The sequence below is a fragment of the Microbacterium sp. K27 genome (genome assembly GCF_004794435.1).
In the GTDB taxonomy this organism is placed as follows: Bacteria; Actinomycetota; Actinomycetes; order Actinomycetales; family Microbacteriaceae; genus Microbacterium; species Microbacterium maritypicum_A.
Window position 1 is genome coordinate 1 of record NZ_SSDK01000014.1, and the last position, 20,419, is coordinate 20,419.

General features: G+C 68.5%; 15 protein-coding genes. 7 read left to right on the forward strand and 8 right to left on the reverse strand.

Annotated elements, in window-relative coordinates; genetic code table 11:
* Positions 1 to 89: 89 nt before the first annotated feature.
* Both DW307_RS00180 and DW307_RS00185 read right to left on the reverse strand, forming a co-directional pair.
* A complete protein-coding gene (locus tag DW307_RS00180; protein ID WP_136023623.1) occupies positions 90 to 5,273 on the reverse strand; it encodes an endo-alpha-N-acetylgalactosaminidase family protein in 5,184 nt (1,727 codons plus the stop codon).
* A gap of 265 nt (positions 5,274 to 5,538) precedes the next feature.
* Complete coding sequence (locus DW307_RS00185) at positions 5,539 to 7,359, reverse strand: glycoside hydrolase family 35 protein (protein ID WP_136023624.1); 1,821 nt, start codon at positions 7,357 to 7,359, stop codon at positions 5,539 to 5,541.
* Positions 7,360 to 7,453: 94 nt separating this feature from the next.
* On the opposite strand from DW307_RS00185, the gene DW307_RS00190 reads away from it, so the two are divergent.
* The 3 genes from DW307_RS00190 to DW307_RS00200 all read left to right on the forward strand — a co-directional run bounded on the left by DW307_RS00190 (position 7,454) and on the right by DW307_RS00200 (position 10,533).
* Positions 7,454 to 8,485 (forward strand): LacI family DNA-binding transcriptional regulator, encoded by a 1,032-nt coding sequence (locus DW307_RS00190; protein WP_021199181.1) that lies wholly within the window; start codon positions 7,454 to 7,456, stop codon positions 8,483 to 8,485.
* 76 nt (positions 8,486 to 8,561) lie between these two features.
* Positions 8,562 to 9,014, forward strand: coding sequence for a PH domain-containing protein (locus tag DW307_RS00195; protein ID WP_168440954.1), 453 nt, complete (start codon positions 8,562 to 8,564; stop codon positions 9,012 to 9,014).
* A gap of 16 nt (positions 9,015 to 9,030) precedes the next feature.
* Entirely contained in the window at positions 9,031 to 10,533 is a 1,503-nt protein-coding gene (locus DW307_RS00200; protein ID WP_021199183.1) for a PH domain-containing protein, read from the forward strand.
* On the opposite strand, the gene DW307_RS00205 is transcribed toward DW307_RS00200, so the two are convergent.
* On the reverse strand, positions 10,493 to 10,963 hold the full coding sequence (locus DW307_RS00205) for a DUF2231 domain-containing protein (protein ID WP_399553088.1): 471 nt from the start codon (positions 10,961 to 10,963) through the stop codon (positions 10,493 to 10,495). The two genes, DW307_RS00200 and DW307_RS00205, sit on opposite strands and share 41 nt — an antisense overlap.
* A 70-nt stretch (positions 10,964 to 11,033) precedes the next feature.
* Here DW307_RS00205 and DW307_RS00210 point away from each other — a divergent pair, with 70 nt between their 5' ends.
* The 3 genes from DW307_RS00210 (at position 11,034) to DW307_RS00220 (ending at position 12,816) form a co-directional block, all read left to right on the forward strand.
* The gene (locus DW307_RS00210) at positions 11,034 to 11,540 is read left to right on the forward strand and encodes a sigma-70 family RNA polymerase sigma factor (RefSeq protein WP_021199185.1); all 507 of its coding nucleotides are present in this window, start codon (positions 11,034 to 11,036) and stop codon (positions 11,538 to 11,540) included.
* Positions 11,537 to 12,226, forward strand: coding sequence for an anti-sigma factor family protein (locus tag DW307_RS00215; RefSeq protein ID WP_136023626.1), 690 nt, complete (start codon positions 11,537 to 11,539; stop codon positions 12,224 to 12,226). Before DW307_RS00210 ends, DW307_RS00215 begins: the two co-directional genes overlap by 4 nt.
* Positions 12,227 to 12,291: 65 nt before the next feature.
* Positions 12,292 to 12,816: a COG4315 family predicted lipoprotein gene (locus tag DW307_RS00220; protein WP_021199187.1), complete on the forward strand. Its 525-nt coding sequence runs from the start codon at positions 12,292 to 12,294 to the stop codon at positions 12,814 to 12,816.
* A 26-nt stretch (positions 12,817 to 12,842) separates the two neighbouring features.
* Here the strand turns inward: DW307_RS00220 and DW307_RS00225 are convergent, their stop codons facing one another.
* The 3 genes from DW307_RS00225 to purM are packed head-to-tail and all read right to left on the reverse strand — an operon-like array spanning position 12,843 to position 16,777.
* A complete protein-coding gene (locus DW307_RS00225; RefSeq protein ID WP_021199188.1) occupies positions 12,843 to 14,171 on the reverse strand; it encodes an MFS transporter in 1,329 nt (442 codons plus the stop codon).
* Positions 14,168 to 15,640: an amidophosphoribosyltransferase gene (gene purF / locus DW307_RS00230; protein ID WP_021199189.1), complete on the reverse strand. Its 1,473-nt coding sequence runs from the start codon at positions 15,638 to 15,640 to the stop codon at positions 14,168 to 14,170. Before purF ends, DW307_RS00225 begins: the two co-directional genes overlap by 4 nt.
* A gap of 6 nt (positions 15,641 to 15,646) precedes the next feature.
* On the reverse strand, positions 15,647 to 16,777 hold the full coding sequence (gene purM / locus DW307_RS00235) for a phosphoribosylformylglycinamidine cyclo-ligase (protein ID WP_029259549.1): 1,131 nt from the start codon (positions 16,775 to 16,777) through the stop codon (positions 15,647 to 15,649).
* Positions 16,778 to 16,863: 86 nt separating this feature from the next.
* On the opposite strand from purM, the gene DW307_RS00240 reads away from it, so the two are divergent.
* On the forward strand, positions 16,864 to 17,469 hold the full coding sequence (locus tag DW307_RS00240; RefSeq protein WP_021199191.1) for a hypothetical protein: 606 nt from the start codon (positions 16,864 to 16,866) through the stop codon (positions 17,467 to 17,469).
* A 125-nt stretch (positions 17,470 to 17,594) separates the two neighbouring features.
* Here the strand turns inward: DW307_RS00240 and DW307_RS00245 are convergent, their stop codons facing one another.
* Both DW307_RS00245 and DW307_RS00250 read right to left on the reverse strand, forming a co-directional pair.
* Entirely contained in the window at positions 17,595 to 17,909 is a 315-nt protein-coding gene (locus DW307_RS00245) for a hypothetical protein (RefSeq protein WP_021199192.1), read from the reverse strand.
* Between the two features lie 105 nt (positions 17,910 to 18,014).
* The coding region (locus DW307_RS00250) for an HtaA domain-containing protein (protein WP_205810295.1) at positions 18,015 to 20,419 on the reverse strand (2,405 nt) is incomplete at its 5' end.

The window sequence follows — 20,419 nt, forward strand, 5'->3', positions numbered from 1 at the left end:
CGGGCGGACGCGGGGCGGGGACGCGGGGCGGGGCGCGGTAGAGACGGCGAACGGCCCGGAGGAGCACTCCGGGCCGTTCGGGCGGTGCGTCAGCTCAGTCGGCGTCTCCGCAGCCAGAGGACGAGGCCGAGCGTGATCGCGGCCAGACCGGCGACCGCCGCCCCTGCCCAGATGGCTCCGTCTGCACCGGTCGTCGCGAGGCCACCGGCGCTAGCGGCAGCACCGGCCGTGACCGTGAGGTCCCCGCGCGCCAGCTCCACGCCCTGGGCGTCGGTCGCGACGAGAGCGTGGGATCCAGCCGGCGTCGCCGCGGGAATCGAGACCGTGGCCACGGCGTCGCCGTCGGCGGACACCGTCACCTCGCCGATCCGCACCGGCTCGGAATGCAGCCACAGCTGCACCACCGCGTCCGGCTCGAACCCGCTCAGCTGCACGGTCAGACTCCCTCCCGCCACCACCGAGCCGATGGAGGCCGTGACGGTCGCCTTCTTCCCCGGCTTCGCCTTCTTGACCTTCAACGGAGCGCTGGCGAGTTCCGCACCGGACGCGTCCTGGACGATCACCCGGTGCTTCCCGAGCGAGGCGTCGGTGGGGATCAGCAGTCTCGTCGACAGCGCGCCCTTCTCATCGACCGTCGCATCCGTCAGCTTCGCGCCGTCGAGCCACACCGACACCGTCGAGCGCGGACCGAAGCCCGTGAGCGCGACGCCCACCGTCTCCCCGGCGCGCACCGAGTCGGTGTCGAGACCGATCTTCGGATCGATCGCCGGGTTGCACTCGCTCAGGTCGTCGGCCGGACGCGTCGCGGGCGCATGGCCCGCCTGCGGAGCCGAGGAGCCGTAGACGGCCATCTCGGCCACCGAGGCGAACTGCGTCCCCGAGATCGATGAGGTCGCGGTGACCCGGATGTAGCGGGCTGTGGTCTCGGCGAAGTCCACGTCCTGCCACTCGGCGATGTTGTTCCACTCCCCCGAGGCGACGGGCGTGTACGCCTGTCCGTCCGTCGAAACCGCGACCTCGTATCCCTTGATGGGTCCGTTCTGGTTGGCACCGCGACGCAGGTACGAGATGCCGTCGACCTGCTCGGCAGCACCGAGGTCGAACGTCAGCACGTGCGGGTACGAGGTGGCCGCCGAACTCCACCGACTGTGCCAGAACGTGCCGGCGTTGCCGTCGAGCATGTTCGCGGCAGCGCCGTCTTCGCCCGAGGTCTCCTCCGAGCTCGCCGTCGCGGAGATCTGCGCGTTGGGGATGCGTGCCCGCGAGGACACCGACACCTCCTGGGTCATGCTGACCGTACGCACATCGCAGTCGGCGAGATACGTCGCCGCTATCCCGATGCCGGCCGTCGTACCCGCAGCCTCTGCCGGCGCGGTGACCAGCCAGGTGGTCTCCACACTGTCGCCGGCCGCGACCTCGTCGAACAGGTTCGACGAACCGTCAGCGACCTCGACCACATAGCCCTCCGAAACCTCGAGCTGCACGCCGATGTTCTCCACGGCGATCGACTCGCTGTTGGTGAAGGTCGTCGTGAACGCGGTCTGCGCCCCGGGGCTCAGCACGCCCGCTTCGCCCGAGACGGTCGCGCAGGGCGTGCCGCCGGCCGTGGGGCCGAGGTCGGTGACGGTGAAGTCGTCCAAGACGAAGTCCACGTCCGGTCCACCCACGCGCTCGAGTCCCACCCAGGTGTAGTCGCCGCAGCCGACGATCACGTCCTGCGAGAACGCCGTCGTCTCCAACGCCTGCGTGATGCCGGTGCGGCTGAGCGTGGTCGAGGTGACCTTGCCACCCGCCACCGCATCGGTGCCGGTGAGCCAGCGGTACGCCCCGCTCGCGCCGGCCTGATAGTCGAAGCCGATGCGGTACGAGTGCCCGGCCTGCAGCGGCACGAGCGTCGGATCCGTGCGGTAGACGATCCCGCTGTTCTCGGAGTGCGACATGAGCGAGTGGTCGCCGTTGAGCGTCGTGTCGACCGCCAGACCTGCGAGGGTCCCCGCATCGAACGGCTTGGCGGTGTTGCGCCAGTCACTGCTCGAGTACGGGTCATGCCGGCGCGAGATGCTCGTGCGCGGATCGTCGATCCCGTTGGCGTCGCCCTTCACGAACGGTCCCCAGCCAGCCTCGTTGCCCTCGAAGTCGTTCGAGTACACCGTGCCGGGTGCGAACGGGCCGGTGGTGTCGGCGGTGACGCGGGCATTGTCGATGCGCACCTTCGCGTCGCCGGCGACGGCACCGATCGAGACCCTCACCTCACCGGACGCCGGAGCGAGGAACGACGTCGAGCCGCGCTGGTAGTACTGGCCCGCCTTGGAGTCGGCGCGCATGTAGTTGTACGTCGGGGAGAGGTTCCACGTGCGCGTCACCGCCCCGGAGCCGGTGTCGACCGAGACGCTCACGTCACGGGTCGCGGTCGGATCGATCTGCACCTGAGCCGAGAACGCATACCGCTGGCCGGGAGTGAGCCCGGTCACGGTCTGCGAGATCGACGAGGCACCGGGGCCGAACACGGCGATGTTGTCGCCGCGGGACTCGTTCTTCGCACCGCCGAGGTCGGTACGTTCGATCGTCACATCGCCCTGGGGGTTCCACACCTCGAGCGAACCGGAGTTGAACCCCGGGTCGTCGAGACCGGCATCGCGGTACTCGACCGCCGCGCGCTGTGCGCCGCCCTGCGGCACCACGACGTAGGCCGTGCCCTTGTCACCGCTGAGCGTCAACTCACCGCCGTTCGCGGTGGCCGTACCGACCTTGACGCGGCCCTGGTCACCGAGTTCGAAGACGTCGAAGGTGGCGTTGCCCCGAAACGCGTCCGTGAGACCGAAGGTCTTCTCGCCGCCGGATGCGGAGTAGAAATACATCTTGTCGGCATCGACGGGCGAGCCGGCGTCCTGGTTCGACGCCAGCGACTGCCACGGAAGCAGGTAGGAGTCGCCGCGCAGCACCGTCGCGCCGTCCATGGTGACGACCCTGGTGCTGCCGTCCATCCGCACGGCCACGCCATCGGTCAGAGTCGCCTCCGTACCGGCCTCGTAGGTCAACAGGTCGAAGTGCTGCAGGAACTTGGTCGGCAGGCTCTGCGTCCAGATGTTGTCGATGAAACCGTCCCAATTGCGGTTGCCGACCCATCCCTCGGCGTCGATCAGACGCTGCTGGCCGAGCAGGGTGTCGTTGTTCCAGACGTCGGCCTGCCCGTTCTGGATGAAGCGCACCATCGTGGAGTTGATGCCCTTGTTGGTCACGCCCCCGTAGCTGAGGTCGTTCGGCCAGTGCGACCAGACCGTGCTGTCGACGAACTTGTCGCCCCACTCCGTCGCGACCTCGAGGTCCATGCCGTTCAGCTCGTCCGCGAGCTCCTCGGCGACCCACCCGTTGGAGTAGTACACGTCGATGTAGACGCCGCTGAGGCCGGGGACCTCGTCGCGCAGCTGCTGGAAGCGGTCGAGCACGCGCCCCGTGCCGAGGTCAGCCTGCTGGTTGATGTAGTACGACTGGTCGAGCCAGTTCCAGCCCGGCTTGTAGGGCGCCGCTCCGTCGATGATCGCGGAGTCGAACGCGTTCGCCTGCGGATACATCTCCGTGGCGTTGACATGCACGCTCATGTCGGCGTTGAGCTTCGCCCCCTCGTCGACGAGGTTGTTCAGGTCGGTCAGCCCACCCGCGCGCTCGTTGTAGTTCCCGCCGTAGTCGGTGTTCGCGGAGTCATGGCCTTCGCTGCCGTAGCCCTTGTTGAGCACCCACTGTCCGAGGCCGTCGGTCTGGTTGGCGATGCGCTTGGTGTTGTCGAGGGTGAGGTCGAAGTAGTTCGTCGCGCTGGAGGCGAAGTTGAACGGGATCCTACTGACGACGCGCTCTGCGACTCGGTCGGCACCGAGACGCGGGGTGTCGACCTCGCGGTAGCGGATCGCGGCGTCCTGCCAGTCGACCGCCGCGTCACCGTTGCGGTCGGCGGCGAGGAGCACCGTGACCTTCGGCAGCGCGTAGGTGGTCACGCGGCTGTCGACGGCGGTGGTCGGGTGGATCAGCCAGGCGCTGGATCCGATCTCGGCGGTGCGTCCCGCCGTCTCGGTCACGCGCGTGGTCAGGCGCGTGTTCCAGGATGCTGTGCCGCCGGATGCCTGCGTCGTCGCGTTGGTGATGACACTGCCAACGAGCGCGCCGTTGCCCAGGAAGGCGAAGGCCGCCCCCTTCTGGCCGGTGGCCGTCGAGGCGTTGACCGCGATGTGCTCGTCGGCGTTCTTCGTGCTGTCGGGGCTGATCACGGTGCGGTCGAGCGCAGCACCGGCATCCGCGGCGCTCACGGAGAGGAACGCGTTGTCCGGGAGTCCGAGCGTGGTCACGGTGGCCCCGCCTTCGACAGCGGTGACCTCGAACCCGACGGTCCCGTCCTTCGCGACGCGGATGCTGCTGCGCACGGTCACGTCGGTGCCGGTGAGCGTCGACACGTAGTCGACCCCGGTCGCCGAGGATGTCGAGGTGGTCTCCGACGGGTAGGTGGTGCCGTTCACCGACCAGGTCTTCGCGGAGCTGCGCTGGCCGGCGATGCTCTCCCCGCCCACCCGGTATCCGGTGATGCGGGGGAACTCGGTCGACACGATGGCCGTCGTACCGCCGGCGGCGATCTCGACGGTCTCGTCGGTGTCGGGCGTCTCGGGTTCGGTGACGATCGGAGGCAGCGGCTCGTCGGAGAGGACCTCGATCTCGCCCGCGCCTCCCCCGGTGGTGCCCTGCGCGTCGATCACGAGCAACGCCACGTAGCGGCCGTCCTTGGCGGAATCCAGGGTGATGCGCTGCTTCTCGTCGTTCGCCGTCGGTGCGTGCAGCGTCGCCGTTGCCGAGGCCGCTCCCCATCCGCCGTCGGCCGGAGAGTTGCGCGCCACGTCCGGGTCATCGGTCACATAGACCTCCACCGTCTTGGCGGCGACGCCCTGACCCTTCTTGACCGAGTAGTCGAGGGCCTTCACCGAGAGCGAGCGCTGCAGGTCGACGACGATCCAGTGCGGGAACGGGGCATTCGCGGCATACCGTGATGTCCACTGCGTCGCGAAGTCGCCGTCGAACGCACCCAGCGCGGTGCCGTCGAGCGACGGCGGCGCCGGATAGGGGTCCGACTCGCTCGAGACCGCGTGCAGGCGGTAGTCGGTCTTGGGCACCGGAACGAGGTCGGCGGCCTGCGCGGCCGTCGCCGGGGTGAGCACACCGCCGATTGCGAGCGCGGTCGCCAGCACGGAGCTGAGAGCGACGGCGGCGCGGGGCGGTCGGGAAGGTTTCGACACGTCTTGCCTCTCGATCGGAGCGACGTCGGGAGGAGGGACGCCCCGGTGCGCCGCAAGTGTTCATCGACGATCACATCGATGTTTGCGCTATCACTGTAAGCGGACGCGGTCCCCTATATCAAGGCTCTTTTGCCAGGCGAGCGCAAACATGTCTCGAAGTGCTGCGGCAGCGAAACCCACGCTCCGCGCCGAGACCCACCCTCACAGCCGCCTGAGACGATGGGTCTCGGCGCGGAGGATGGGTCTCGGAGCAGCAGCAGAGCGGTCAGGAGCCGATGAACTCCTCGGTCTCGCCGTAGGAGGGCTGCTCGCGGATCTCGACCGTCGCGCCGAGTCCGTCGGTGTCGAGCACCACGATCTCGTTGCGGCCCGTCCGCCACAGCGGTGCCGGTGCGTACAGCGTCTCCTGCGGTCCGATCTTCCAGTACCGGCCGAGGAGGAATCCGTTCAACCAGACCATGCCCTTCGAGCCGTCGGGAAAGGCGAGCCAGGCGTCGAGCGGTTCGGCGATGTCGAACGAGGCCACGGCGACCCCGTCGGCGGCGGGGTCGGCGGAAGGGGAGGTCGCCGCAGGAGCGTCGTGCGGGATCAGTCGATGCGTCCACCCGTTGACCAGTCGGCGACCGATCATCACGCCGCGCATGATGCCCTTGCCCTCGCCGGTGTAGGGGCCGTAGTTGATGCGACCCAGGCTCTCGACGACGATGACGAGCCGGCCGGCGCCACCTTCGCGCGGTAGGGGAAGAGACGTCTCGCCATCGCGCTCGAGCACGCCGAGCCGCAGCCCGTCGAGGGACACCACGGCACGGTCATGCAGTCCGTCGATCGTGAGCACGGCCTCGGCGGGAAAAGACACGTCCGCCTGATACGCGACCAGACCGTCTTCAGCACCGAGCTCTTCGAACGTGCGCGGTCGCGGCGAGACGTCGCCGGTCACGGGGAGAGTCGCGATCAGCTCCCCCAGCGAAACCCGTGGTTCGAGCGGTGCGGTCGCGGCGCTCTGCCGCTGCGGATCGGCGGGGATCGGAGGGAGCTCACCCGCATGGAACGGCGCGAACATCGACCGCAGCGCATGGAACTTCTCGTTCAGCGTGCCGTCTTCACCGATCGGTGCATCCGAGTCGTAACTGGTGACCGTCGGCTGCAGCACCTGGTCATGGTTCGCCCCGTTCCAGAGGCCGAAGTTCGTGCCGCCGTGCGCCATGTAGAGGCTCACGGATCCGCCCGCAGCCAGCAACTCCGCGATCGTGCCGCCGGTGCTCGCGGCGGAGCGCACGTGGTGCCGTTCGCCCCAGTGGTCGAACCAGCCGCCCCACAGCTCGCTGCACATGAGCGCATCACCCTCGCGACGCAGCTCGACCGCCCGCGCGACGCCGGTACCGAAGGTGAAGGTCGCCATCGCACCCGGAACACTGCCGTGCTCGATCATGTCGCCGGTGATGCCGTCGGCGGTCGTGAGCATCTCGACCATCCCGCGGCGACGGAGCCCATCGCGCAGGTGTGCGAGGTAGGCGGAATCGCTGCCGAACGAGCCGTACTCGTTCTCGATCTGGATCGCGACGATCGGTCCGCCGTGCGACGCCTGCAGCGGAACGAGGCGGGGGATCAGCGCGTCGTACCACGCATCGACCGCCGCGAGGAAGCCGGCGTCGCTGGTGCGCAGCGCCGCGACCCGCCCCGACAGCCAGAACGGGATGCCGCCGTTGGACCACTCGGCGCAGATGTAGGGACTGGGGCGGAGGAAGACATCGAGTCCGACGTCTCCGGCGAGGCGGATGAAGCGCTCGATGTCGCGCCAGCCGTCGAAGCGCGCATCCCCCTCGACGCGCTCATGGAAGTTCCAGGCGACATACGTGTCGACCGTGTTCGCGCCCATCGCGGCGAGTCGACGGAGGCGGTCCTCCCACTGGTCGGGATGGACGCGGAAGTAGTGGATCGAGCCCGCCAGGATGCGGTGGGCGGCGCCGTCGCGGAGAATCTCCCCGTCGCGCCAGGTCATGGTGGGCGCGCCGATCGGCGACGCGGCGGCCGGGGCGTCGACGGCGACGGAAGAGTCGTCGAGAGCCGAGGCGAGAAGGTCAGACATAGCGCTCCAAGCACGAGTGTTTGCGTTCACATTATCGCATCACACGACTCGCCGCCTCCTGGATTCACGCCGATTGATCGCTACCATTGAGCACATGTCACCTCGTCGCCCGAGAGACGACCGCGCCCCCAGCCAGGTCGATGTCGCCCAGCTCGCCGGAGTCTCCACGCAGACCGTGTCGCGCGTCATGTCCGGGCAGGACAACGTGCGCCCCGACACCGCCAGGCGCGTGCTCGCAGCGGTCGAAGAGCTCGGCTATCGCGTGCACGCCGCCGCCGCATCCCTCGCCTCCGGCCGCACCCGTGTGCTCGGTGTGATCGTCGTCTCGACCGACCGATACTCGTCAGCGGCCCTCGGTGTCGGCATCCAGCAGGCGGCTGCGGCGAACGGATACACCGTCTCGACGGCGGCCGTCGCCGACCATGCGTCGGCCGAGGCGTTCCTGGAGGCCTTCGACCGGCTGGAGCGTCAGGGCGCGGAAGGCATCATCCTCGGGGTGCCGGTCGAGCTCGAGAGTCCGGCCATGCGGGCGCGCACAGAGCGCACCCCCGCGACCCGCAGCGAGCGCACCTCTCTCGACGAAGACGCCCCGCTCGCCGTCGACCAGCGCGCGATCGCGCGTCTCGCCGTCGAGCACCTGCTCGATCTCGGGCACAAGACCGTCTGGCACGTCTCCGGTGACGACTACTGGACCGAGACGCAGCAGCGCAGCGAGGCGTGGGAACAGACGCTCCGCGACCGCGGAATCGTTCCCCCGCCGCTGATCCCCGCCGACTGGACGCCCGAGTCGGGCTACCGCGCCGGTCGCACGATCGCGGCCATCCCCGAGGCCACGGCCGTGTTCGTCAGCAGCGACGAGATGGCGTTCGGACTGATCCGCGCGCTGCACGAGGCCGGTCGCAGCGTTCCCGACGACGTCTCGGTGGTGAGCGTCGACGACATCGCCCTCGCCGCCTACGCCTCCCCCGCGCTCACCACGGTCCGCCAACCCTTCGAGGCGATGGGCCGCGCGGCCGCGCTCCGGGTGATCGCTCAGATCGAGGGACACGATGCGGTCGGCGAGATGCCCTCCACCGACCCTCAGCTCATCGTGCGCTCGTCCACCGCACCGCCGCGCTCCGCGTAGCGCCAGGCGCATCCGCGACCTCCTCCCACCCGCCTCATCGCGAGACAGAACTCATCGCGAGACCGAAAGCGAATTGATGCAACTGGCACCGAAGGCCGTGGTCGTCGCCGTTCTGCGGAGCGCAATACTCTGGGCGATACTCCTCATCGCTGCAGTCGGGCTCGTGCTCGGCATCCCTGCGATGCGGATCCCCATCGTCTTCGCGGTCCTCGGACTCGCCGTAGTCGTCGCGCTCATCGAGCTCACCTGGCTGACGCCGGCTGCTGTGCGGAGCTTTCGATACTCCGTCTCATCTGACGGGATCCATACCTCGGAGGGCGTCGTCTTCCAGCGAGAGAACTTCTTGCCGATGCAGCAGATCCTGATCGTCGAGCGGCGCCAGGGACCGATCATGCGGTCCGTCGGGCTCGTGAAGGTCCGATTGCGGGTTCCCGGAACGTACGTCGACATCGACGGTGTCACCGACGACGCCTTCATCGATCTGCAACGCGAAGTCCGATCGGCCCATGCTCCCGATGCTCATGGTTAGAAGGAACAGCCGCGTCATGATCGCGATCGTCGGTGTTCGCGCCCTCCTCGGTGGCATCGTCGGCACCGCAGTCTCCCTTCTCATCAGCGCACTGGTCGGCAAGCCCGTGCCACTCGTGGTGTATCTGATCCTGCTCGTCGGGTTCGTCGTGCGACTCGTCTTCGCGGTTGCCGAGTGGCGGAGCACGACGTATCAGCCCCTCGAATCCGAGCTCACGTACCGGTCAGGTTATGTCAGCTCGAGTTCGCTGCAGGTGCCCTGGTCGAGTGTGCGGGGCGTCTATGTCGAAACCCCCTGGCTTCTGCGCCTGTTCGGGCGATCCGAACTCCGAGTCGCCCACGGTACCGGGCAGGCGAACGACATCCATTTCAGAGCACTCACCCCTGCGGCGATCGCAGAACTCCGCACCCATATCGAAAGCTCCCGCGAGGCGGGCGCCCGCGATGTCGACTTCTTCGACGACACGGAGGAGTTCACGGGCGCCGAGATCTGGCTGTACGCCTTCACGCATTCGCGGTGGTACGTCATCTTCCCCCTCGCCATCGCCGCGATCGGATTGCTCTCGCAGTTCTTGGAACGCGACATCATTCAGACTTCCCTCTTTCTCTGGGAACGACTGATCCGGTTGCCGGTCGCGATGATGGTGGTCGCCCTGGCAGGCACGTGTGCGCTGGCGATCGCGACAGGGGTCATCTCCAGGATGGTGGAGATGTCGAACTTCCGGATCCGGCGGACGGCGGAACTGATCGAGACCCGACAGGGACTGCTGTCGACCAGGACGCGCACGATCGATTGCGCTGACATCACCCTGCTCGATCTGCAGCAGCCCGTTCTGTTTCGTCTGGCTCATCGCAGCATCGTGCGCGTGTCGGGCGGATCGGGTGAGGGAGACCCACAGAACTTCTTGTCTCCTCATGCCACGGCCCGAGAAGCGACTTCAGCGATTCAGAGTGTCTTCCCGAATCATCGGCAGGGCACACTCATCGCGCGGTCGAGGCTCTTCGGCGTGATCGCCATCGGTGCGATCTGGATCGGGGCGATCATCATCGTCCAGTCGTTGATCGGAGCGGCGTGGTCGGTGGTAGCAGGGACAGCTCTGATCATCGTCATCGCGTTGTGGAGCGTGCGCGCACCGTCCCGGTTCTTCCTCTCACCCGACGGGGTCGTGGAGATCCATCGAGGAATCCTGTTCCGTAGGCGGCTTCTCTTCCGAGCTTCTTCGATCCTTCACTACGAATCCGTCGTCAGCCCCGTGGGCCGATGGCTCCCTGCGAACACGATGAAGGTCACCGTCGCCGACAGAGGCACACGAGAGATCTCGATGAGGGCAGTCCCACTGAGAGAGCTACGCGCGTTGGTCCAGGCACTGACCCAGCTGAAGAGCGTGGGGACATATCGATACAGCCGGATTCCCGACGTGACCGAAGACACGACAGACGACGTCACCGCCGCCCCTCCGACGTCGACAGAAGCTGTTCTCACCCGCCCCACACCGCCCGGGCGCCGGCCTCGCCGATGAGCACGACCATGACCGTGCTCCCTGCGCCGCTCACCACGGCCAATGCGGCCAGAATCATGCGCGCTGTCCTGCGAGGCCCCTCGGTGAAGCGGCACCAGCACCACTGCACCGCGGCGACGACGAACATCGCCAGCGCCCATGGCCACAGGAGCCCGCCGAGAGCCGCATGATGGACGACGGCCGGCACCGGTCCCACCTGCTGCGCCAACGCCTCACCCGCGAGCATCGTGATGGGCACGAGCACCAGCACGACCAGCGCGGCGATCGGTGTGACGACGCCGAGCCTCTTGCGCGCGGCGGGCAGGAAGGCGCCGAGGATCAGTGCCAGCGCCGTGAGCGGCACGAGGATGACCACCGCGTGGACGATGAGCGGATGCAGCGGGAGGCCGTCGATCTCGAAGAGGTCCATACTCAGGACACGGGATGACATCGCGCGAGGTTCAGATGAACTTCTCGCCCGGCTGTCTCGTGTCTTCGGAGAGGACCGAAGGAGGTGGCGGATGCCGAAGGATGATGCGGCGCGTCTCGGCGCGCTCTACGACGCGCATGCGGCACCGATCTGGCGCTATGTCGTGCACCTCACCGGGGATCGAGCGGGTGCCGACGACGTGGTCCAGGAGACGCTGCTGCGCGCCTGGCGCACTCCGCGGATCCTCGCCGACGATCCGGAATCGACACGATCCTGGATGTACACGGTCGCCCGACACCTGGTCGTGGACGAGGTGCGCAGCGCCCACCACCGCCGGGAGATCACGACGGATGAACCCCCGGACTCCGCCATGCGAGACGCGACAGACGCCATCTTCGATGCGATCCTCATCGAAGAGGCGCTCTCGGCCCTCTCCGAGGCGCATCGCGAGGTCGTGATCCGCGCGTACTACCGAGGGCTCACCGTGTCGGAGATCTCCGACGAGCTGACGATCCCGGAGGGAACCGTGAAGTCGAGGCTGCACTACGGCCTGCGCGCGCTGCGTCTCGGGCTGCAGGAGAAGGGAGTGACGCGATGAACGCCGACCACGGGCGCTATGCCGACGGGGATGCCGCCTACGTACTCGGAGCTCTCAGCGCCGCCGATCGCGCCGAATACGAGGCGCACCTCTCGCAGTGCGCCGAGTGCCGCGCGGCCATCGCCGAGATCACGCCGATCCCCGGCCTGCTCTCCCGGGTACCCCCCGAGCGGGCGGAATCGCTGCTGCAGGCAGCGGGTGTCGAGACTCCGGCCCCGGAGCACCGCGCGCGCGTGCTGTCCCTGGCCACCGAGCGCGCCCGACGCCGTCGCCGTGCGCGGATCGTCGGCATCGCCGCAGCCGCCGCGATCGTGGTGGCCACCGTGGCGGTGCCCGTGATCTCTACTCTGCGTCCACCGTCGACGACGATCGCGCTCGAGCAGCTTCGAGACGCGCCGCTGACCGCATCCGTCAGCCTCACCGATGTCGCCTGGGGAACCCGACTCGACATGATCTGCGACTATGGCAGCGACGGCGACGCGCCCGCGGATGGATGGGCCTACGCGCTGGTGGTGGTGAGCGACGACGGCACCGAGAGCGTGCTGTCGACCTGGCGCGCGCACCCCGGAACCACGGCGCGCCTGAGCGCCGGCACCGAACTCCCGGCGTCCGACATCGCCGCCGTCGAGATCCGTGCCGTCGACTCCGGAACCGTGCTGATGCGATCGGCGCTCGACGGACCCTGAACCTTTCCCCGTCGCCTCTCGTGTACCCCATGACCGCACCCGCGGTCCTGCACAGGAGGTTCACCATGCTCTCGAGAGTCTCGAAGACCGCGGCCGTCGCGGCGCTGCTCATGACGTTCGTCGTCGCCGGCTGCACGTCGACCGGCGGAAGCTCCGGCGGTGGGGCGCAGGACACGGGCGGCGCCTACGGCCAGTCCTCCGGATCGAGCGCCCCCACCTCGGGATCGTCGTCCGGCTCAGGCACTCTGATGACCGCGGACTCGGATCTCGGCGAGATCGTCGTCGACGCCGACGGGAAGACGCTCTACATGTTCGACAACGACACGCAGGGCTCGGGGAAGAGCTCGTGCACCGGCGAGTGCCTGACGAACTGGCCGCCGCTGACCGTCGAGAGCGACGCGCCGGCCGTCGAAGGCGTGACCGGCGAAGTCGGCACCATCACCACGGCCGACGGCTCCACTCAGGTGACCCTCAACGGCTGGCCGCTTTACTACTTCGCCGGTGATGCCGCCGCAGGAGACGTCAACGGTCAGGGCGTCGGCGGCATCTGGTGGGTGCTCTCCCCCGCCGGGGAACGCATGGCCGAGTGACGTCGCGCAGGCGCCGGCCCACGGTGTCACCAGCGACCGTGCCGGTGCTCCCACTCGTCCTCGACCGTGCGGCGCCGCCCCGCAACGATGCCGGCGGGGATCGCGACGATCAGCACACCCGCGATGACGAGCAGCGGAATCCGCCAGCCCGCGGTCGTCTCGTGCAGCAGTCCGACCAGCAGGGGGAAAGTCGCCGCGATGGCGTAGCCGATGCTCTGCACGAAGCCGCTCAGCGCCACTGCGCTCTCCGGAGTGCGGGCGCGGATGCTGAGCAGCACCAGACTCAGAGGGAACATGATGGCTGTGAGGCCGAAGATGCTCACCCACAGCGGCAGGGCCACGGTCGGCGCGAACAGGAAGCCGGCGAGCCCCACCAGCCCTCCGCCGACCGCGACGAAGAAGAGCGGGCGCGTCGCCTGGAAGCGCACGACGAGGATCGGCACGAGCAACGAGCACGGGAGACCGATCAGCGCGAAGAGGGAGAGCAGGAAGCCCGCGGTCGCCGGAGTGACGTCACCGATGTCCACGAGCATGGTCGGCATCCATGCGAACGAGACGTACGCCATGGTCGACGACGCCCCGAAGACGATCGCGAGCGCCCAGGCGAGCGGAAGCCGCCACAGCCGGGCGAAGTACCGGCGGTTCGCAGGGGTGGTCGAGATCGGACCGGTCGCGACGGCCACCGCATCCTGCACGTCGTCGACGCCGTCGGTCGGGTCGGGGGCCAGGAGCTCGTTCTTCACCGGATCGCGATTCACCGGCTCGACCGCCCGCGAGCCGTTCTTCAGCAGCAGTGCCACCCAGGGCACCAGCGCGATACCCGCGACGATGCCCCACATCCCCAGCGACACCCGCCAGCCGAGAGAGTCGGCCACCGGCACGGCGACCAGCGGAGGCAGGAACGTCGACACCGCCATCGTGGTCGAGTAGATGGTCATCATCACCCCGAGCCGATCCGGGAAGTACTTCTTCACCAGCGGCGGGAGGAGCACGTTGCCCGAGCCGACGCCCGCGAACACGACCGCGGTGGCCGCGAGCAGAGTCGTCGAATCGAACGCGAGGCCGCGCAGCAGCAGGCCCAGAGCCATGAGCGTGATCGCGGCGACCGCCATCCGCTCCAGGCCGAATCGACGCTCGAACAGCGGCGTGAGCAGACCGAAGATCGCGAAGCAGACCGGCGGTGCGGCACCGATGAGGCCGACGACGACCGGCGAGACCGGGAAGTCCTCGGCGACGTGGTCGATGACCGGAGACAGGGAGGCGACCGCCGAGCGCAGCGAGAACGCCACCAGGACGATCCCCACGAGTGCGAGAGCCCGACCCTGCCAGAGCGGTCGCGCACTCGGCATCGTCATGAGGTCTGTGACCCCTCCACCCAGGCCAGGTATTCATCCGAGACGGTGCCGGTCACGTACCGGCCGTCGAAGCAGCTCATGTCGAGATCGGTGAGCGCCGAGCCCTCGATGATCGCGGCCTTGAGGTCTTCGACCTCCTGGTAGACCAGGTGATCGCACCCGAGCTCCTCGGCGATCTCGGGGATCGTGCGCCCGTGCGCGATGAGCTCGTGGCGCGACGGCATGTTGATGCCGTACACGTGCGGGTGCCGCACGGGAGGCGCAGCAGAAGCGAAGGTCACCGAGGCGGCGCCGGCATCGCGCGCCATCTGGATGATCTCCTTGGAGGTGGTGCCCCGCACGATCGAGTCGTCGATCAGGAGCACGTTCTTGCCCTGGAACTCGGTCGACATGGCGTTGAGCTTCTGGCGCACGCTCTTCTTGCGCACCGCCTGTCCCGGCATGATGAAGGTGCGGCCGACGTAGCGGTTCTTGTAGAAGCCCTCGCGGTACTCGATGCCGAGCTTGCGGGCGACCTCCATCGCCGCAGGGCGCGACGAGTCGGGGATCGGCATGACCACGTCGATCTTGTCCATCGGCACGTGCTTGGCGATCGTGTCGGCGAGCCGGTCGCCCATGCGCAGACGAGACTCGTACACCGAGATGCCGTTCATGACGGAGTCGGGACGGGCGAGGTAGACGTACTCGAAGGCGCACGGTGCGAGAGTGGCGGCCGTGGCGCACTGCTTCGAGAACAGCTCTCCGTCGTTGGTGATGAAGATCGCCTCGCCCGGCTCGACCTCGCGCACGACGTCGTAGTCGCCGTTCTCGAGCACGAGCGACTCGCTCGCGACGACCCACTCGTCCTTGCCCTCGGCGCCGGGGACGGTCGAGGGACGACGACCCAGGATCAGCGGACGGATGCCGAACGGGTCACGGAAGGCGAGCAGACCGTAGCCGGCGATGACGGCGATCACGGCGTAGGCGCCTTCGATGCGCTCGTGCGTGCGCGCCACGGCCTCGAACACCCGCTCGGGGTCGAGGTCGACGGTCGAGGTCGTGTTCTGCAGCTCGCCGGCGAGCACGTTGAGCAGCAGCTCGGTGTCGCTGGAGGAGTTGAGGTGGCGGCGATCGCGCTTGGCCATGTCGGCCGTGAGCTCACGCGTGTTGGTGAGGTTCCCGTTGTGGATGAGGATGATGCCGTACGGCGCGTTCACGTAGAACGGCTGCATCTCCTCTTCGTTCGAGGCCGTGCCCTTGGTGGCGTAGCGCACGTGGCCGAGACCCACGTTGCCGAGCAGGGCTCGCATGTCGCGGGTGCGGAACGCCTCGCGGACCATTCCCTGCGCCTTGGCGTTGTGCATCACGCCGTTCGCCTCGGCGGTGGCGATTCCCGTCGCATCCTGGCCGCGGTGCTGCAGCAGCAGGAGTGCGTCGTAGATGTCCTGATTGACCGGGGCAGAGCCCACCATTCCGACGATGCCGCACATGGGCTCTTACTTCGCTCCGTCCGCGTAGGCGCCGACCAGGCGCACTGCTCCACCGTCGACACCCTTGGCGCCCTGTTCGAACTCGCCGGCCGGACGCGGCCCGAAGCCGACGGTCCCGACCTGCCACGAGGGCATGCCCTCGGCGTTCAGCGCCGCGATCGCGGCATCCTTCTTCTCCGCGGCGACCACGGCGAGGAAGCCGATGCCGAGGTTCCAGGTGCCCTCCGCCGACTCCAGCGTGGACCCGGCGATATCGCTGAGCACGCGGAAGACCGGGCTCGGCGACCAGCTGCTGCGGTCGACCTCGACCCAACTGCCCTGCGGGAGCACGCGCGCGAGGTTCGCCGCGATGCCTCCGCCGGTGACGTGGCTGAGGGCGTGCACGCCGCCGGTTCCCGTGGAGCCGCCGAGCTGCTCGATCAGACGAAGCAGCGGCAGCGTGTAGAGGCGGGTCGGCTCGAGGAGCGCTTCCCCCCAGGTCGTGCCGAAGTCGGCGGCGTTGTCGCCGTAGCCGATGCCCGCGCGGGTCACGATGTGACGAACCAGGGAGTAGCCGTTGGAGTGCAGTCCGCTGGAGGCGACCGCGATCACCGCGTCGCCGTCCTGCACGAGTTCCGCGCCGAGGATCGCATCGGCCTCGACCACTCCGGTCGCCGCTCCCGCCACGTCGTAGTCGCGGGGGCCGAGCAGGCCCGGGTGCTCCGCGGTCTCTCCGCCGACCAGCGCGGTGCCGGTGGCCGAGCATGCCTGGGCGATGCCGCGGACGATGTCGGCGATCCGCTCCGGGACGACCTTGCCGCACGCGATGTAGTCGGTCATGAAGAGCGGCTTGGCGCCCACCACGACGATGTCGTCGACGACCATGCCGACCAGGTCCTGCCCGATCGTGTCGTGCTTGTCGATCGCCTGCGCGATCGCGACCTTCGTGCCGACGCCGTCGGTGCTGGTCGCGAGCAGCGGGCGACGGAAGTCGCGCAGCGCGCTGGCATCGAACAGGCCGGCGAAACCGCCGACACCGCCGAGCACTTCGGGACCGTGCGTCGCGCGCACGGAAGACTTCATCAGCTCGACGGCGAGATCACCTGCAGCGGTGTCGACGCCGGCTTCGGAATAGGGATTGGTGGGGGAGGCAGCCACGTCTCCAGCCTACCGCCCACGGCCGGTCCGACTCTCCGCGAAGTCGGACCTCGGATCCGGAGCCCCGAGCCGCCTACGATGGGGCCATGGCCGACAAGCCGCAGTGGCTCATCCGCGAAGACGCGAGCGTACCCGTGCTCGTCGCGCTCGCGCTGCGGCAGCGCCTCGGCATCCGGGTTCCGGAAGACCTGCCGAGCCTCCGCGAACTCGCCGTCCGCGCGCCGGATGCCGTCGACGCCTCCCCCACGATCGAGGCCCAGTGGCGCGACTACTGGGACATGACGGTCGAGCCGCGCGCGCATCCTTCCGACGTGCCACTCGAGCTCATCGACGGGTTCGACACCCTGGTCGCCCTGCCCGCCCACGGTGCGGAGGAGCTCACAGCGGCCATCGCCCCGCAGGCGACGTCGGCTCTGCTCTACGCGCGTGCCGCGCACGACCGCTACGTGAGTTCGATGAAGAGCCACACCGGCGGCGACGCATATCGCGCCTATGCGAGTGCGATCGCGGAGTTCGAGCGCGAAGTCGGCCGACGCGCGCACTCGTTCGAGCTCAACGTGCAGGTGCTGCCGTTCTCGCAGCGCGGCATCTGGTGGATCGGGGCGCTCACGGTGGCGGTGACCGACGGTCTGCGCCGCGACGTCGTGGCGTTCGACGCCGCGATCCGTCCGGTGATCGCCGAGCTGGCCTAGCCCCCGCAGCTTCCGGGATCCACCGTCCCCGCGAGTGCACGGATTGCTTGCGAGTGCACGGGATAGCTGCGCGAAGAAGCCGTGCACTCGGCGGTACGCCGTGCACTCGGCGGCAGGTGAAGGGGTCAGTCCTCGTCGACGACGGTTTCGCGGTCGACCCGGACGACGCGGTCGTGACGGCGGGCGATGCGCTCCAGGATCAGACCGGTGACACCGCCGAGCGCGATGCCGATCGGCACCGTCCACAGCAGCAGGAAGCCGAACACCTGACCGGGCGGGTAGACGACGTCGAGGGCCTGCGACTCGTCGAAGCTGCCGGTCCAGGTGAGGATGCCGGCGGCGATCACGCCGACCACGACACCGATGCCCATGAGCACGCCGTACCGCGGCACACGGCGCACGGTCGCTTCGACGGTCTGGTGGGAATCGGTGGGGGCCATGCATCCATTGTCCCACCGCCGACGCGTGTCGCGTACCCGGGGCGTCGCGGAAGGACGGCCTTCCCCGCGTCCGCTGCGGGGAGGGCCGTCCGTATCGCGTCTCGACTAGACCTCGGTCGTCGTCTGCGCGGTCTCTTCCGTGCGGTTGCGGCGGGCGATGAGCACACCACCGGTCGCCGCGAGGGCGACGACGATCAGGCCGCCCACGATCCACGGCCACACGGGGGCGCCGTCTGATGCCGCGGGCTCGGTCGCGGTGGTCACCGCGGCGGTGGCCTCGGAGTCGGAGGCGGGCTTCTCCTCCGCGACGCCGCAGGCCGCGCCCACCGGGATCACGGCGGTGACCGGGTCGAGCTGCTCGCCTGCGGCGTAGGTGCCGAATGCGGATGCTCCGGCCTCGGTCAGCGTAGTCGGGACTGCGTCGAGCGTCAGCACGCCGTCGACGACCGCCGCGTCGCCGAGCGCGAACTCCGCGAGGCGAACGCCCTTCTGGTCGATGCTCTCGCCGCCCTGCGTCGTACCGGTCACGTCGAAGACCAGGTAGCCCTTGTCCCCAGCGAGCTCGACGGCCGCATTCCCGAGCGTCGTGTTGAGCGCACCGTCGTGACCCGTGAAGGTGATGCTGCCGCCGTAGGTCACGAGGCCCGCGAGGGTCTTGTCGTCGAACGATCCGGTGCCGTTCTCCCACACGTAGTCGGGGTACTGGTAGGCCACGTCGGTCAGCGTCCACCCGCCCTTCGCGATGCCCTCGATGTAGGTGCGGAACGACTCCTTGTATCCCCACTTGAGAGTTGCGCCCTCGACCGTGCACACACCGATCGTGGTGTTCGCCCTGTTCAGGGTGAACACGAGACCGCGGTTCACCGAGCCCTGGAACGTGAGGGTGTGCTCGCCGTCCTCGAGGCTTGCCGGCAGCGAACCCGACCAGGTCGCGACGCCGTTCGCGTCGGCCGTCACCGTCTCGAGCAGCACGGGCGTCGAGTACACGACGACCTTGATGCCCTGCTCGTTCGCGCGGAACCCGGATGCCGACACCGTGGCCGGCTGGCCCGCTCCGAGGGCTGCGAGGTTCTCGTCGTCTGCCTGGATGCCCTCGGTCTCCGGCGGGGCAGCAGGGAGGGTGGTCTTCGGCTTCACGACAGCGGCAGCAACCGTTCCGCTCGAACCGGCCGGCGCCGCCGCGACGGAGCCGATCGTGAATGTCACCGGGTTCAGCGCGGTGCCGTAGCCGGCGAGCACGCGGTCTCGACCGGCATCCGTCAGCGCCGCGGGCGCCGCCGTGTAGGTCACGGCGCCGTTGGCCGCGATGCGCGCCGCGTTGGAGAGATCGAGCGTCGCGAACGGCACCTGTGCGCCGCCGCTCGTGACGTACAGCGTCGCCGCCGATGCCGAGGTGATGCGGATCTGCGGGTTCGACACGGTCACATCGAGCACGCCCTGGTGACCGGTGAAGCGCACCGAGCCGCGATAGACGACGCTGCCGAGGCCGGTGTTCACGTCGAAGTCGCCGCCGACGGTCTGACCGAACTGGAACTGCCCGCCCGAACGGGTCGCGCCGTCGGAGACCGCGATGGAGCCCTTCGCGATGTCACCCGTGATGTAGTTCGTGAACGACGACGAGATCGCCCAGCGGAGTGATCCGCCAGGGACGTTCGTGGGCGGAGTCGTCGGGGTGACGGGCTTCTCCGGCACCGTCACACCGAACAGGTCGTCCCACTGCTGCGGGGTGATCGTCACGGTCGAGCGGGCGTAGATCGTGCTCGCATCGGGCATCGAATGCTGCTTCCACACGATGACCTCATACGACTTCGTGCGGTCGAGGTTCTTCGCCGCGGTCGTGAGATCGACCGCGAAGGCGCCGAACGTGACCTTCTGCACGTACTGCATCGCGAGGAACCCACCATCGGCACTCACGTTGCCCTCGGTGCCGGCTTCGATCAGGGCGACATAGGCTCCAGGGATCTCGCCGAGATTGGTGGCCGCTGCTGCGACGGTCAGGCCGTCCTTCGCGGTCGCAACCTTGACCGTCGTGCCCACAGTCGGCCCCGCCGGGAAGAGCGCGTCCCACTGCTCGTCACTGACTGTGATGGCGCTGCGAGCGTAGATCGTGTTCGCATCGGGCATCGAGTGCTGCTTCCAGACGATCACCTCATACGCCTTCGTGCGGTCGAGCTTGTCGGCCGCGGCCGTCAGGTCCACCGTGAACGTGCCGCCCGTGATCTTCTGCACGTACTGCATCGCGAGGAACCCGCCGCCTGCGGTGACGCTCCCTTCGGCGCCCTTCTCGATCACAGCGACGTAGGCACCGGTGATCGCACCGAGCTTCGAAGCCGCAGCGGTGATGGTCAGGCCGTCCTTCATGCTCGCGGACTTCACCGTGGAGGTGATGACCGAGGTGTCGCCGTAGTTCAGGGCGACGCTGCGCTCCTGGTCGGCGTTGACCACGCCACCGGCGGCATACGTGTAGATCCCGTAGGTGCCAGGAGATGCCGCGGCATCCTTCAGGGTCA

Bases quoted from the DNA above. Each gene is read 5' to 3' on its own strand.
- DW307_RS00185 (WP_136023624.1), bottom strand. From the start codon at position 7,359: ATGTCTGACCTTCTCGCCTCGGCTCTCGACGACTCTTCCGTCGCCGTC.
- DW307_RS00190 (WP_021199181.1), top strand. From the start codon at position 7,454: ATGTCACCTCGTCGCCCGAGAGACGACCGCGCCCCCAGCCAGGTCGAT.
- DW307_RS00195 (WP_168440954.1), top strand. From the start codon at position 8,562: ATGCAACTGGCACCGAAGGCCGTGGTCGTCGCCGTTCTGCGGAGCGCA.
- DW307_RS00200 (WP_021199183.1), top strand. From the start codon at position 9,031: ATGATCGCGATCGTCGGTGTTCGCGCCCTCCTCGGTGGCATCGTCGGC.
- DW307_RS00205 (WP_399553088.1), bottom strand. From the start codon at position 10,963: ATGTCATCCCGTGTCCTGAGTATGGACCTCTTCGAGATCGACGGCCTC.
- DW307_RS00210 (WP_021199185.1), top strand. From the start codon at position 11,034: ATGCCGAAGGATGATGCGGCGCGTCTCGGCGCGCTCTACGACGCGCAT.
- DW307_RS00215 (WP_136023626.1), top strand. From the start codon at position 11,537: ATGAACGCCGACCACGGGCGCTATGCCGACGGGGATGCCGCCTACGTA.
- DW307_RS00220 (WP_021199187.1), top strand. From the start codon at position 12,292: ATGCTCTCGAGAGTCTCGAAGACCGCGGCCGTCGCGGCGCTGCTCATG.
- DW307_RS00225 (WP_021199188.1), bottom strand. From the start codon at position 14,171: ATGACGATGCCGAGTGCGCGACCGCTCTGGCAGGGTCGGGCTCTCGCA.
- purF (WP_021199189.1), bottom strand. From the start codon at position 15,640: ATGTGCGGCATCGTCGGAATGGTGGGCTCTGCCCCGGTCAATCAGGAC.
- DW307_RS00240 (WP_021199191.1), top strand. From the start codon at position 16,864: ATGGCCGACAAGCCGCAGTGGCTCATCCGCGAAGACGCGAGCGTACCC.
- DW307_RS00245 (WP_021199192.1), bottom strand. From the start codon at position 17,909: ATGGCCCCCACCGATTCCCACCAGACCGTCGAAGCGACCGTGCGCCGT.